Raw genomic sequence first — 14472 nt, 5'->3', positions numbered from 1 at the left:
TTGCCCCGGATTTTCCGCAATGACCAGAGCCTAAGATTTTTCGCCGAAAAATCTTAGGCTAAAAATATTAGGGGAATATTTTTGCCCGGCCTCACCCACGGCGCCATGGCCAGAGCGGATGGGGAACAGGGTCTTTGGCCCGCCAGAAATGGCGTTGAAAAACCTCTGCATAAGAACGATAGACATACCCCTCATTGCGCGCCTGATAATGCGCGCGGTTCTGTGCATATCGCATCGGCAATTCATACCATGCCAACTTGGGGTGCGCGTGATGGACCACGTGCAGATTGTTGTTCAGAAAGATCAGGGCGAGCGGCCCGCGATCTTCCACAATCACCGTTCGTGCATTAGCCCGATCCGCGGCGCGGTGTTCCAGGAAGGTGCGGATCTTCAAAACCGACAGCCCCAGATAGGCCGCACAGAGATAGGCCCAGATCGGCATGGGCGCCGCTTTTACCCATATAAGCACAAGCGCCACCGCCGGAAAATGCCAGAGCCAGCCTCGCAGAACGGCGCCGTCGCCGGACCGGACCGCGCGCCAGTCCGACGCCATGAAAGACACCTGCCCGACCAGCGGACCGATGAGCATCCGCCCCGCCAGTGTGTTATTGGCCTGCAACACCGCCTGCACCCATCGTGGCAAATTACGCCACAGAGCCGGGTCAAGGTAATTCGTTTCCGGATCATCGTAGGGGTCGGTCAGCACCGCATCGCGGTGATGCGCCAGATGGGTGTCGCGAAACCGCTGATAGGGAATCAGTAGGGTCAAAGCGGGGAAAACAAGGGCTTCGTTCAAACGGCGCGTGCGAAACGGGTGACCATGAAGAACCTCATGACTGAGCGAGGAATGGAGCGCGATGCAAAGCCCGCATAGCCCCACTCCAAGCGGCAACCAGAGCGCCGCAGCCCAGGTGGTGCCAATCGCCCAGCCCGCATAGCAAAGCACCAGCAAGGCCAGAGTTGGCCACTCCACCGCGCCGCGCCGCGCCCTATCCAAGACAGCGCCCCCATTGGATGCGGGTCCAGATACGCTCGTAAAGGACATAGCTGCTGAGCCCGATTGCCGCGTTGATCAGGGCCATTGTGCCCCCCGCCATGACCGATCCGGTGATGAAGGCCCCCACAAGGGCCATCACCGCCAGGCCGATCAGGTTCCAGATCACCGCCTTTACAATCGTGCGCATCCGCGTTTCCATGACATGCCTTTCCTTTTCAAAATCTATGATGAAACTGTTCGCTTTTGGTAAAGCTGGCCACTTCGGATATGGTTAACAAATCTCTACATCTATGATTTAAGTCACCACATGAATGAAAAAATCGACAAACGGCTGCGCGCCGATCTGTTCCGGACCCGTCTTGGCGAGGCGATGCGCCTGCGCCAGAGCAACCAAAGCGCACTTGCCCGCGCCATCGGGGTGGATCGCTCGACCATTTCGCAGCTGCTAAAAGGGCCCTCGGCGCGGCTTCCCAATGCGCAGGTGGTTGGCGAATGCGCCAGTGCGCTCGGGGTCTCGGCGGATTGGCTTTTGGGGTTGACCGACCGGCCCGAAACCACCGCCGACATGCTGGCCAATACGCTCTCGCTGACCGAGGCGCCGCGTGCGCTTGTGGATGAGCAGATATTTCAGTGGCACAAGGAAGCCGCCGGATACAAGATCCGCCATGTGCCTGCGGGCCTGCCGGATATGCTCAAGACCCGCGCCATGCTGGAATGGGAATACGCCCCGCATTTGGGGCGCAGCACCGATCAGGCGATTGGCGCGTCAGAGGATCGCATGGCCTGGATGCGCGCCGCGCGCTCGGATTACGAAATCGCCCTGCCGATCCACGAGCTTGAAAGCTTTGCCCGCGCCGAGGGCTATTACCGTGACCTGCCGCTTGATCTACGGCGCGAGCAGCTTGATCACCTGATCACGGTCACGACCCAGCTTTACCCAAGTCTGCGGCTTTACCTGTTTGATGCGCGGCGGGTCTATTCGGCGCCGGTCACAATTCTGGGCCCGCTGCTGGCGGTGATTTATATCGGGCGCAATTACATGGTGTTTCGCGATACCGAACGGGTGCAAGCGCTGACGCTGCATTTCGACCACCTCCTGCGTGAGGCCGATATCACCGCGCGCGCCCTTCCCGAGCGGCTTGCAGAGCTGCGCGCTGCGCTTGGTTAACTGCGCTGCAACCGCACCGGAATTTCACGCGCCAACCGCAACAGATGCGCCATGAACGGCTTGTCGGCATCATCCTCGCGGATCGCGGCGTAAAGCCGTTTGGTCACGCCATTCTTGGTCAGGGGGCGGGTGACGTAATCGGTGCTTGTCTTGACCTCGCGCACCACCCAATCAGGCAGCACCGCAACCCCCCGGTTGGAGGCGACCAGCAACAGGATCACCGCCGTCAGCTCGACCTGGCGAATGCTGCGCGGCTCGACCTTGGCGGGGGTCAGAAGCTCTGTGAAGACATCAAGACGCGAGCGATCCACCGGATAGGTGATCAGCACCTCATCGCGGAAATCGGCGGCCTCGACAAAGGGCTTTTGCGCCAGCGGGTGCTGGCTTGAGGCGACGAAGACCGGCTCGTAATCAAACAGCGGCTTGAAGATGATTCCCGGCAACTTCTCTGGATCGGAGGAAACCACAAGATCGACCTCTTCCTTTTGCAGGGCAGGAAGCGCGTCAAACGCAAGGCCGGGGCGGATATCAACATCGACCTCGCCCCATGTCTTGCGAAACGCCTCAAGCACCGGAAAGAGCCACTCGAAACAGGCATGACATTCGATCGCAATGTGCAGCCGCCCGGCGCTGCCTTCGCGCAGCCCCTCGAACTCGGCCTCAAGCGCCTCGATCTCGGGAAGGATCTTTTCGGCCACCCGCAACAGGCGATGCCCCGCGGCCGACAGGCGTAAGGGCTTGGAACGACGTACAAAAAGCTCGACACCGGCCTGATCTTCAAGGCCCTTTATCTGATGGCTCAGCGCCGATTGGGTGATGTGCAGCAGATCCGCCGCCTTGGCCAGACCACCGGCCTGATGAATGGCGCGGATCGTCTTGAGATGCCGAAACTCGATGTGCATATATTAGTGAACCTCATTCAAACCATGAATTTTATGAAGTTGTCTCACAAACCGCATCCTGCAACAAGAGGGCAACAAGATAACCCCGAGTAGGATTACCGCAATGAAAACGCCCCGTATTTCGTTTGAATTCTTCCCCCCCAAGTCGCTTGAGGGTTCTTTTCGCCTGTGGGACACGGTCCAGACCCTCGCCCCGCTTGAGCCCCGCTTTGTCTCGGTCACCTACGGCGCCGGCGGCACCACCCGCGAGCTGACCCGCGACGCGGTTGGCACCCTGCACAAGGCCACCGGCCTTAACGTGGCGGCGCACCTGACCTGTGTCGATGCAAGCCGCGAGGAAACCCTTGAAATCGCCGACCAATTCGCCGCCGCCGGCGTAACCGAGATTGTCGCCCTGCGCGGTGATCCGCCCAAGGGCGCCAATGGCTTTGCCCCGCATCCGCAGGGCTTTGGCGATAGCTGCGAGCTGATCTCGGCGCTGGCCGACACCGGCAAATTCAACATCCGCGTAGGCGCCTATCCCGAGAAACACCCCGAGGCCGCCAGCCAGCAGGCCGATATCGACTGGCTCAAGCGCAAGATCGACGTCGGCGCCAGCGAGGCAATCACCCAGTTCTTCTTTGAGGCCGACACGTTTTTCCGCTTCCGCGATGCCTGTGCCAAGGCCGGGATCAACGCGCCGATCATCCCCGGCGTCCTGCCGATTGAAAACTGGACCGGGACGCGCAAGTTTGCAACGGCCTGTGGCACGCAGGTGCCCGCATGGCTTGATGATGCGTTTGACAAGGCCATTCGCGACAACCGTCACGACCTTTTGGCAACCGCGCTTGCGACCGAGCTTTGCAGCGATCTGATCGAGGGGGGCGTGGAAGATTTGCACTTCTACACGCTCAACCGCCCCGAATTGACGCGCGATGTGTGCCACGCGCTTGGCGTCACGCCCCGGGTGGAGCTGCGCCACGTCGCATAAGCGGCTTGCGCGCGCCTATCGACCCCGCCTACCTTGCGACAAGGGATCAGGAGGGGCCGAAAATGACAGTGAGACGCGCAACATCGCTTGACGATCTGCCCAACAGGTCCGACCTCTTGTCGCGGTCGGGCCTTGAATTCATGCAGGACATGATCGCGGGCACGCTTGCCGGGCCGCCCATCGGGGCGACGCTTGGCTTTTGGCCAGTGCTGGCCGAAGACGGGCGGGTCGTGTTCGAGGGCGCGGCGGGCTTTGACGTCACCAACCCGATGCGCGGGGTGCATGGTGGCTGGTTCGGGGCGATCCTTGATAGCTGCATGGGCTGCGCGGTGATGACCCGACTGGCGCGCGGCGAGGTCTATACGACGCTGGAATACAAGGTGAATATCACCCGCGCCCTGCCGCTTGACACTCTGGTGCGCGCGATTGGAACGGTGGCGCATTCGGGGCGCTCGACCGCAGTGGCCTCGGGCGAATTGCGCGGGCTCAAAGACGACCGCCTCTATGCCACCGGATCGACCACCTGCATCATCATGCGCCCGCCCCCGCAATAGAGGCCCCCTTTTCGGGAGGGGGTGGGTGGGTGGGCCTCCCGAAAAGGGGGCCGCTAGACACTGCCGTCCTTCATCGCCATCATCGCCCGCGCGCCGCCCTTCAAAGGCACCTTGCGCCCCTCGACACTTTCGTGAAGCCGCTCTGACGGATCGGCACCGACAACCCGGGCGCTGCGCAACAGGAAAATCTTGCCCCAACCGTGCCACGACCCCACCGAGGGCGCGGCGATATCGACCTTGAACCGCCCGCGCCACCCCTCGGGAAGATGAAGCCCGCATCCGACCGCCTGCTCCAGCATCCAGATCAGCGGGATATTCGACAGCGGGCGCGCCGCGTGAAACCCGTCAAGCTGACCGCCGACATCGCCATGACTTCCGCGAAACCAGACCTGTTCCACATCGCCCTCGAAATCCGGCGGGCAGGTCCACAAAACCGGCGCATAGGCATTGCGGGTCTCATCAAGCGCAAGCGCGTGAAACCCGTGCCGGATCGTCGGGCCAAGGTGATGGTTGTGAAAGTCATGCGCATCCGCCCGGAACCGCCAGAGGATCGGTATCCGCATGCCCAGGGCCTTGACCGTATCCCAGACGCCGACCATCTCGATCTCGACCGATGCATGGCAATAGGCATGCGTAAACGCCTTTCCGGCCTCGCTATCAGGGCGGCATTGATAATGGCGATAGGCGGTTCTGACATTGCGCTCGGTCGCCTCTTCGGCGCGCAAAAGGCCGATCTTGTCGATCACCCCGGCCAGCGAGCGCACCGCAAAGGCGCCGCGCGAATACCCGAACAGGAATATCCGGTCACCGGGGCGATAGCGGCTGGCAAGATAGCCATAGGCACGCCTGATCTGCCGATTTAGCCCGCGCCCCATCATCACGTTGGGCGTCGTGCGCCAGTCATACCATTGCAACCCCGCCTCGTAATAGAGCGACACGCCGCTGCCGACGGTCTCGCTCAAAAGCTTGTAGGTCAGGCCCGCATTGCTTTCGCAGCCCTCGGAGAGCGATGACATGGTGCCATCCAGAATAAGGACATGGGTGACCGGGCCGCGCCGACGCGCAAAGGCCGGATGCCCGCTATGCTGCCCCGGCCGGAGAAGCCCGTATAGGGTTTTAACCCACTGACGCCATGCCGTCATTTACCATCTTCCATACCCTGTGCGGCGTGAACGGCATATCTGCCTGCCGCACCCCCGCCTGCCATAGTGCGTCCGCCACCGCATTGGCGGTGGCCGCCATCGCCCCGACCGTCCCCGCCTCGCCGCAGCCTTTCATGCCCATCGGATTGGCGGTCGAGGGCACCGCCTCTGTTGCAAAGCCAAACATGGGAACATCATTGGCCCTTGGCATCGCATAGTCCATGAAACTTGCCGTGAGCAACTGGCCGTCACCATCGTGCACCACATGCTCCCAAAGCGCCTGACCGATGCCTTGAACGACACCGCCATGCACCTGACCTTCGGCCAGCAAGGGATTGATAAGGTTTCCGAAATCATCAACCACCGTGTAGCGCTCAACGCTGATCTCGCCGGTCTCGGGATCAACCTCGACCTCGGCCACATGCGCGCCGTTGGGATAAGAGCGCCCCGGCAGGGTCGCGGTTTCCTCATGCACCAAAAGGTCGCTTCGCCCATCGGCCCGCGCCAGTGCCGCCGCTTCAATCAGCGTCGGCGTCAGGTTCGAGCCGGGCGCGCGAAACCGCTCGTCGTCAAAGCCGACATCGCCCGCCGCCACGCCCATTTTCTCGGCAAGGTAAGGCGTGAAGGCCTCAATCATGCGTGACACCGTCGCCAGCGTCGCGTTGCTCTGCGTGGTGACGGAGCGCGACCCGCCGGTGCCGCCGCCATTGGCAATCAGGTCGCTGTCGCCCTGAATGACGCGGATCATCTCCATCGGGATTCCGGTCTGATCGGCCAGGAAACGGGCATAGACCGTCTCATGCCCCTGTCCGTTGCTTTGAGTGCCCACATAGATCGACACGCGCCCATCCTCATGAAATTCAACCTTCGCCGTTTCACTGGGATTACCCAGAATGCTTTCGATATAGTAACACAGGCCCATCCCGCGCAGCCGACCGCGCGCGCGGCTCTCGGCGCAGCGCGCGGCAAAGCCTGCGCGATCGGCAAATTCCTCGGCGCGGCTGAGCACCCGGTCGAACTCGCCCACGTCATAGGTCTCGCCGGTGGAAGAGACATAGGGAAACTGCTCTGGCCGGATGAAATTGCGGCGGTGCAACTCCCATGTATCAACCCCAAGCTCGCGCGCGGCCCGGTCGATGATCCGCTCAAGCGCATAGATCGCCTCGGGGCGCCCGGCCCCGCGATAGGCATCAACCTGCGTGGTGTTGGTGTAAAACCCTTCCACATGCAGATAGGTCGCCTGCACGTCATAGGTGCCCATCAGAACCTTGGAAAAAAGATCGGTCTGAATCGCCTGTGCCATGGTGCTGTTATAGGCGCCAAGATCACAGCGCGTATCAACGCGGTATCCGGTGATGCGCAGATCGCTGTCAAAGCTCATCACCAGATCATGTTCAAGCGCGCGCGCACCATTGTCGCTCAGCATCGCCTCGCCGCGCTCTGACATCCAGCGCACGGGGCGCCCTAAGGTGCGCGCCGCATGGGCCGCAAGAAAGGTCTCGGGGTAATCCATCGCCTTCGTGCCAAAACCACCGCCGACATCGGGGTTGGTGACGCGGATCGCCTCTGGCTTCATGCCCAGAATGCGCGCCAGATTGCGCTTGGTGCCCCAGACCCCTTGGGCGTTGACCGAAACGTGAAGCCGCCCGCCCTGCATTTCGGCGAAACAGCCGCGCGGCTCCATCGAATTGGCAATGACCCGATTGTCGGCCACAGTAAGGCGCACCACATGCGCCGCCTCGGCGATGGCCGCTTCGACGGCGGTGCTGTCGCCCATCTCCCAGTCAAAGGCGCGGTTTGTCGGCGCCTCGGGGTGCAGAGCCTCGCCACCCGTCGCGAGGGCCATTTGCGCAGGCAGGTCGTCATAATCAAACTCGATCAACTCCGCCGCATCGCGGGCCTGATCAAGTGTTTCGGCAACGACAAAGGCCACCGGCTCGCCGACAAAACGCACCCGCCCTTCCGCCAGAAGCGGGCGGCGCGGGGCGGCGCCCTTGGTGCCGTCGCGATTGCTGACTAGGTTAAAGGCAAGCCCCTCGGTGATACCGGCCGCTGCCAGATCATCGGCGCCCAGAACCAGATGCACGCCCGGCGCGGCGCGCGCGCCGTCAAGATCAAGCCCGGTGATCACGCCATGTGCCACGTTCGAGCGAAAGACATGCCCGCGCAAGGCCCCCTCGGGCGCGATATCATCAACATAGCGGCCCTGACCGGTCAGAAACCGCGCATCCTCGACCCGCGTCACCGGCTGACTTTTCCCGAACTTTTCCATCGCCTGTCCCCTATCCGCTTTGACAGGGACACTAACCCGACAACCGCCCATGTCCAGAGGCCGCGCGCCTAAACCGATGCAGAGGTCACCACATCGCTTAACCCATAACCGTTAAAGCCGGTGCTCAGGCTTTGGCTATAGGCCCCCATGCCCGAGATCAGCAGATAATCCCCCTCTTGCAGATCGCCGGGCAAGGCCAGCGGATCCGGCAGACGGTCGATGCTGTCGCAGGTCGGGCCAAAGACAACGCGGTCGCGCGGCGCGGCGGTGCGCGACGTGCCATCGGGCGCCATCACCGCAATCCGGTCAGGCGCGCCGATATCGCGCATTTCGGTGAGCCCGCCATAAACCCCGTCATTCAGGAACACTGCGCCGCACTCGCGCAGCGCCTTGATGCGCACCGCCAGCGTAAAGGCCTCGGCCACCATCGCGCGGCCCGGCTCGCAGACCAATTCCGGCGCGGCCGCCCCGAAAGCGCGGTCCACCTCGGTGCGGATATGGGCGAAAATCGCTTCAAGGTCAGGGGCAGGGCCGACCCGGTGCGCGGCAAACCCGCCGCCCACATTGAGCCGGGCAAGCCGCACGCCCGCCGCCTCGGCCACCTCGGCGACAACGCCGATATAGGCGCCCCAAGCCGCCGGATCGGCGCATTGGGTGCCGGGGTGAAAGGTCATCGACGGGGTAAAGCCGCGCTTGACCACCTCCTGCAACAGGGTGGTCGCGCGCTCGGGGCCTGCGCCGAACTTGGCGCCAAAATCGTAGGCCGCCCCGCGCACCGGCAGGGCAAGGCGCACGCTTATCTCGGAATCCGGCGCGACATGACCGGTCAGCTTGTCCAGCTCGCCAAGGCAATCAACCGAAAACGATCGCACGCCCAGATCGGAGGCCACAGCCACCTCGGCGGGCGAGCGGACCGGGTTGTTGTAATGCAGAACCGCCGTCGGACAGACCCGCCGCACCGCGCGCATTTCCTCGGGGCTTGCCACGTCAAACGCCCCGATCCCCGCCGCCACCAAATTGGCGAGCACCTCCTCGAACGGGTTGGCCTTGACCGCGTAGGTCACCAGCCCGTCGAACCCGGCCTGAAACCGCCGCGCCCTAGCCTGAAGCATATCGGGGCTGAAATACAGCACCGCCGCGTCGGGTGCGTGGCGCAGGATATGCGCGCGGGGATCGGGCCAGGTGGGAGAATTGCGCATGGGGGAACCTCGTGCTGCTCTTTTCCATTCAGTGTGCCCCGAATTTGCGTCGATTCATCGCGGCACTTCGTATAAAGTGACGTAGATTGACGGCAAAATGCAGGCTTAGATATGCAAACTGACGAAGCGGATCGCGATCTTCTGGCCCATCTGGCGGAAAATGCCCGCCTGCCTGTGGCCACATTGGCCCGCAAACTTGGGCTCGCGCGCACCACCGTCCAGGCTCGGCTTGACCGGCTTGAGGCAAGCGGTGTGATCGCGGGTTATAGCGTTCGCCTTGGGCAAGACGCCCGCCCGGCCCTGCGCGCCACCGCCCTTGTCAGCATTGAACCGCGTTCGGGCCCGGCAGTGCTGGCACGCCTCAAATCCCTGCCGCAAGTGCGTCGCGTGCATACCACATCGGGGCGGTTTGACCTGATTGTCACGCTTGAGGCCAAGACCACCCAAGAACTTGACGAAACGCTCGACCGCATCGGCGAGGCCAAGGGCGTGCGCAGCTCCGAGAGCCTAATTCACCTGTCCACGAAACTGGATCGCGGCGCCTGATCCGCCACCACCCAAGAAAATTCGACGAATTTTCTTGGGCTAAGATTTTTCGCGGAAAAATCTTGTCTATCGCCGACCTAAAAGGCCCGCCCGCCAAAACACCAGCATCAGGACGAACCCGATCGCGACCAGACCGGCGCAGACGATCCAGAACGCATTCGGATTATCCACCCCTGGAACGCCGCCGACATTGATCCCCAACAGCCCAGTCAAAAGCCCGAGTGGCAGGAAGATCGCCGCCACAACCGACAGCAACAGCATCTGCTTGTTCATCGCCTCGGCGCGGGCATCGATGATCTGATCATGCACCACCTGCGCGCGATCACGGATCGCATCAAGCTCTTCGGCCAGCCGGGTCATCCGCTCTGTCGCCTCGCGCAGGCGGCTGCGATCATGGGGGCGCAGCCATGGCATATCCTCGATCTCAAAGGTGCTCAGCGCGTCACGCTGCGGCGCCATGTGACGACGCAGCACGATGGCCACCCGGCGAATGTCACCAAGATCGCGACGGCTCAGCGTACTCAGCCCCTCGATCACCTGATCCTCCAGCACATCGACCTTTTCATTCAGCCCCGCCACCACCGGCTCGACCCGATCCGCCAACCGCAACGCCAGCCGTGCCACCAATTCGCCCGCGCCATCGGGCCCCTGCCCGCGCTCGATGCTCTCGTGCACATCGCTCACCGCCATCAGGCGGCGCAGCTGCACCGTCACCACAAGGCTTTCGCTGACCCACATCCGAAGCGACACCATATCCTCGACCTCGTCGCCGGGATTAAGGTTAACCCCGCGCAGGTTGAGCAACACCCCCTCGCCATGGGTGGTGCAACGTGGCCGCGTTTCGGGCGCCAGAAGCGCGCGCAGGATCAGCGGCTCGAGCGGCGCGCCCTCAAGCCATTCGCGCGCGCCCGGATGGGCACAATTCACGTGCACCCAAGTAAAGCCGCCCTCCGGTGCCTGCGCAAACGCGCTGCTCTCGGTCGCGACGCTCTCTGCCGCACCTTCCGGCGCGATCCGCCATTGCCGTATCCCGTCCATGCCCTGCCCTTTATCCGGTCTGCCCTCACATTGCGCGCGATTGCCGCCCGTGTCACCCACCCAACGGCCAACAAAGTGCCGCTCAAGTCTTTCACTTGCGCGCTGCATTCGCTAGACGTCAGGCAAACCGCAAATGCGCAGGAAACAACGTCATGGCGATGGAAAAGACATTCAACGCGACCGAGGCCGAAAACCGCCTCTATGAAGCATGGGAAACGGCCGGGGCGTTCAAGGCCGGGGCCAATGCCAAACCCGGTGCCGAAACCTTCAGCATCATGATCCCGCCACCCAATGTGACGGGAAGCCTTCATATGGGCCACGCGTTCAACAACACACTTCAGGATATCCTTGTACGGTGGCACCGGATGCGCGGCCACGACACGCTCTGGCAGCCGGGCACCGATCATGCCGGCATCGCCACGCAAATGGTGACCGAACGCGACATGGCCGCCAATGGTGAACCCACCCGCGTTGAAATGGGCCGCGAGGCGTTTGAAAAACGCGTGTGGCAGCAAAAGATCAAATCGCGTGGCACCATCATTGGACAGCTTAAACGCCTTGGTGCCTCTTGCGATTGGTCGCGCGAGGCCTTCACCATGTCCGGCGCCGACAGCGCGCCTGCGGGCGAAGAGGGCAATTTTCACGACGCCGTGATCAAGGTCTTCGTGGATATGTACAACAAGGGCCTGATCTATCGCGGCAAGCGGCTGGTCAACTGGGACCCGCATTTCGAAACCGCAATTTCCGATCTCGAGGTCGAAAACACCGAAGTGCCGGGCCATATGTGGCACTTCAAATATCCGCTCGCGGGTGGTGAGACATATGAGTATGTCGAGAAGGATGAGGACGGAAACGTGCTCTTCACCGAAGAACGCGATTACATCTCGATTGCCACGACACGGCCCGAAACCATGCTTGGCGACGGCGCGGTGGCCGTTCATCCATCGGATGAGCGTTACGCCGCAATCGTCGGGAAACTTTGCGAAATTCCGGTTGGACCCAAGGAACATCGCCGCTTGATCCCGATCATCACCGATGAATATCCCGATCCGACCTTTGGCTCGGGGGCGGTCAAGATCACCGGCGCGCATGACTTCAACGATTATGAGGTCGCCAAGCGCGGCAACATCCCGATGTATCGCCTGATGGATACCAAGGGCCACATGCGCGACGACGGCGCGCCCTACGCCGAGGCGGCGACCCGCGCCCAGGCCATCGCCGAAGGGGCCGAGTTCACCGGCGCCGAGGTCGACACGCTCAACCTGATCCCCGACCACTTGCGTGGATTGGATCGGTTCGAAGCGCGCGCCAAGGTCGTGGAAGAGATCACCCACGAGGGCCTTGCCGTCATGGTGCCCGAGAACGATCCGCGCCTTGGCAAGGCCGCCCATACCCCGGTCGCGCCCGAAGAGGGCGGCGATCCACGCGAGGCCTCGCTTGTGCCGCTGGTCGAGCCGAAACCGATCATGCAGCCCTTTGGCGACCGCTCCAAGGTGGTGATCGAGCCGATGCTGACCGATCAGTGGTTCGTCGACACCGCCAAGATCGTCGACCCCGCCCTTGATGCCGTGCGCTCGGGCGAAGTCACGATCATGCCCGAGAGTGACCGCAAGGTCTATTTCCACTGGCTCGAGAATATCGAGCCGTGGTGCATCTCGCGCCAGCTTTGGTGGGGGCATCAGATCCCGGTATGGTTTGGGCCGACGCTCGAAAAAGACGGAACGCTTTCAGACACCAAAGACAAGCAGTTTTGCGCGCCAAGTGAGGCTGAGGCGATCAAGTTAGCAGAAGCGTATTATCCGAATGGGGCTGAAATTTTTTTAGTAAGCACCGAACCCGTGGAGTCCAAGAAGCTCGCCAGAAAGCTTTTACAAGAAAGTGAAAGAGAAACATTAAGTGATTTAGCGGACGGAACTGCACAATACGCAAATGAATTAAATGATTCCGTTTCAAGTTCTGGCATCCAAGTCTTTTTGGATAGAGACCCCGACGTCCTCGACACCTGGTTCTCCTCCGGTCTCTGGCCGATCGGCACGCTTGGCTGGCCTGAGGAAACCGACGAACTCAAGAAATACTTCCCGACCTCGGTGCTGATCACCGGGTTCGACATCATCTTTTTCTGGGTCGCCCGGATGATGATGATGCAATATGCCGTGGTCGGGCAAAAGCCGTTTTCCCATGTCTATGTCCATGCTCTCGTGCGCGACGAGAAGGGCAAGAAGATGTCGAAATCGCTTGGCAACGTGATCGACCCGCTTGACCTTATCGACGAATACGGCGCCGATGCAGTGCGCTTTACGCTGACGGCGATGGCCGCCATGGGCCGCGATCTCAAGCTCTCGACGCAGCGCGTGGCGGGCTATCGCAACTTTGGCACCAAGCTCTGGAATGCGGCGCGCTTTGCCGAGATGAACGAGGCCATCGGCAGCGACGGACAGGTCCCGACCCCCGAGGCCACGGTTAACCGCTGGATCGTGGGCGAGGTCGCCAAGGCCAGGCTGGCGGTTGACGAGGCGCTTGAAAACTTCCGCTTCAACGACGCGGCCAACGCGCTCTATGCCTTTGTCTGGGGCACGGTCTGTGACTGGTATGTGGAGTTTTCCAAGCCGCTCTTGATGGATGGCGACGCCGCCACCAAGGCCGAAACACAGGCGACGATGGCCTGGGTGATCGACCAATGCCTGATCCTGTTGCACCCGATCATGCCCTTCGTGACCGAAGAGCTTTGGGATACGCTGGCGGACAAGCGCGACACGATGCTGGTGCATGCCGATTGGCCGACCTATGGCAACGAGTTGATCAACCCCGAGGCCGACCGCGAAATGAACTGGGTGATCGGGCTTATCGAACAGGTCCGTTCGGCGCGCGCGCAGATGCATGTGCCGGCGGGGCTTTATATCCCGGTTCTGGTGAGCGAACTGTCAGAGGCCGGGCGCAGGGCATGGGAGCGCAACGAGGCTATGATCAAGCGCCTGGCGCGCATCGACAGCCTGACCGATACCGAGACCTTCCCCAAAGGCTGTGTCACCATCGCGGTAGAGGGCGGCAGTTTTGGCCTGCCGCTGGCCGATATCATCGACGTGGGCGAAGAAAAGACGCGGCTTGAAAAGACGCTTGGCAAGCTCGAAAAAGAGCTTGGCGGTCTGCGCGGTCGCCTCAACAACCCCAAATTCGTCGCCTCCGCCCCCGATGAGGTGGTCGATGAGGCGCGCGAAAACCTTGCTCTGCGCGAAGAAGAAGAGGGCAAACTACGCGCTGCCCTCGCCCGTCTGGCGGAACTCGGCTAAATCCTGCGCGCCCTTCCCTCACCCGGAAGGGCGCGTGTTCAGGCAAGGCTGGTCCAAAAGAGATTTGGGCCTCCGGCTGGGATATTTGGAGCAAGAAGAAGCAAGCCAGCTTTCCTCGTTCTCTAAATACTGAACCACTACCGGCTGGCGCCGGTAGGATCAGCGATGTGCTGTTCCAGGTACTGAAGATGGGGTGGTTGCCGCCCTCCCCTGACGGCATCGCAATGTGCCAAGATGGTGGTCTGTAGACCATCTAACGGAGAGGACGGCAAAATGAAGGATACAATGATTGGTGTAGATCTGGCGAAGAGTATTTTCCAGGTTCACGGGGCATTGCTGTCGGGGAAGGAACAATTCCGCAAAAAACTGACACGGCCCCAGTTCTGGAAATTCATGT

12 protein-coding genes and 1 pseudogene are annotated in these 14472 nt (G+C 61.8%); 6 read left to right on the top strand and 7 right to left on the bottom strand.

The features are described from left to right. Positions 1–91: 91 nt before the first annotated feature. Both ROG8370_RS05175 and ROG8370_RS05170 read right to left on the bottom strand, forming a co-directional pair. Complete coding sequence (locus ROG8370_RS05175; RefSeq protein WP_245827211.1) at positions 92–997, bottom strand: fatty acid desaturase; 906 nt, start codon at positions 995–997, stop codon at positions 92–94. Continuing rightward, positions 990–1196, bottom strand: a complete 207-nt coding sequence (locus ROG8370_RS05170; RefSeq protein ID WP_085826018.1) for a DUF2061 domain-containing protein — start codon at positions 1194–1196, stop codon at positions 990–992. The genes ROG8370_RS05175 and ROG8370_RS05170 overlap by 8 nt, the downstream gene beginning before the upstream one ends. 108 nt (positions 1197–1304) lie before the next feature. Between ROG8370_RS05170 and ROG8370_RS05165 the strand changes: the two genes are divergently transcribed. Continuing rightward, on the top strand, positions 1305–2165 hold the full coding sequence (locus ROG8370_RS05165; RefSeq protein WP_085826017.1) for a helix-turn-helix domain-containing protein: 861 nt from the start codon (positions 1305–1307) through the stop codon (positions 2163–2165). Here ROG8370_RS05165 and ROG8370_RS05160 read toward each other — a convergent pair. Beyond that, on the bottom strand, positions 2162–3067 hold the full coding sequence (locus tag ROG8370_RS05160; protein ID WP_085826016.1) for a LysR family transcriptional regulator: 906 nt from the start codon (positions 3065–3067) through the stop codon (positions 2162–2164). The genes ROG8370_RS05165 and ROG8370_RS05160 overlap by 4 nt on opposite strands. Before the next feature lie 103 nt (positions 3068–3170). Here ROG8370_RS05160 and metF point away from each other — a divergent pair, with 103 nt between their 5' ends. Then, on the top strand, positions 3171–4037 hold the full coding sequence (metF, locus tag ROG8370_RS05155) for a methylenetetrahydrofolate reductase [NAD(P)H] (RefSeq protein WP_085826015.1): 867 nt from the start codon (positions 3171–3173) through the stop codon (positions 4035–4037). Between the two features lie 62 nt (positions 4038–4099). Beyond that, on the top strand, positions 4100–4591 hold the full coding sequence (locus ROG8370_RS05150; protein WP_085826014.1) for a PaaI family thioesterase: 492 nt from the start codon (positions 4100–4102) through the stop codon (positions 4589–4591). Between the two features lie 53 nt (positions 4592–4644). Here ROG8370_RS05150 and ROG8370_RS05145 read toward each other — a convergent pair whose 3' ends face one another. The 3 genes from ROG8370_RS05145 to ROG8370_RS05135 form a co-directional block, all read right to left on the bottom strand. Further along, positions 4645–5733 (bottom strand): T6SS phospholipase effector Tle1-like catalytic domain-containing protein, encoded by a 1089-nt coding sequence (locus tag ROG8370_RS05145; RefSeq protein WP_085826013.1) that lies wholly within the window; start codon positions 5731–5733, stop codon positions 4645–4647. Further along, entirely contained in the window at positions 5708–8005 is a 2298-nt protein-coding gene (locus ROG8370_RS05140) for a xanthine dehydrogenase family protein molybdopterin-binding subunit (RefSeq protein WP_085826012.1), read from the bottom strand. The genes ROG8370_RS05145 and ROG8370_RS05140 overlap by 26 nt, the downstream gene beginning before the upstream one ends. A 68-nt stretch (positions 8006–8073) precedes the next feature. Next, on the bottom strand, positions 8074–9204 hold the full coding sequence (locus ROG8370_RS05135) for a type III PLP-dependent enzyme (protein WP_085826011.1): 1131 nt from the start codon (positions 9202–9204) through the stop codon (positions 8074–8076). Between the two features lie 111 nt (positions 9205–9315). Here ROG8370_RS05135 and ROG8370_RS05130 point away from each other — a divergent pair, with 111 nt between their 5' ends. After that, on the top strand, positions 9316–9750 hold the full coding sequence (locus ROG8370_RS05130; RefSeq protein ID WP_085826010.1) for an Lrp/AsnC family transcriptional regulator: 435 nt from the start codon (positions 9316–9318) through the stop codon (positions 9748–9750). Between the two features lie 66 nt (positions 9751–9816). On the opposite strand, the gene ROG8370_RS05125 is transcribed toward ROG8370_RS05130, so the two are convergent. Continuing rightward, positions 9817–10788, bottom strand: coding sequence for a zinc transporter ZntB (locus ROG8370_RS05125; RefSeq protein ID WP_085826101.1), 972 nt, complete (start codon positions 10786–10788; stop codon positions 9817–9819). Positions 10789–10940: 152 nt separating this feature from the next. Here ROG8370_RS05125 and ROG8370_RS05120 point away from each other — a divergent pair, with 152 nt between their 5' ends. After that, positions 10941–14075, top strand: a complete 3135-nt coding sequence (locus ROG8370_RS05120; protein WP_085826009.1) for a valine--tRNA ligase — start codon at positions 10941–10943, stop codon at positions 14073–14075. A gap of 273 nt (positions 14076–14348) precedes the next feature. Next, positions 14349–14472, top strand: a pseudogene (locus tag ROG8370_RS21385) (IS110 family RNA-guided transposase); the annotation flags it as partial.

The organism is Roseovarius gaetbuli, from assembly GCF_900172365.1.
GTDB classification, from domain to species: domain Bacteria; phylum Pseudomonadota; class Alphaproteobacteria; order Rhodobacterales; family Rhodobacteraceae; genus Roseovarius; species Roseovarius gaetbuli.
The sequence above is the reverse complement of the archived record's forward strand: the minus strand, read 5'-3'. Positions and strand labels throughout refer to the sequence as shown.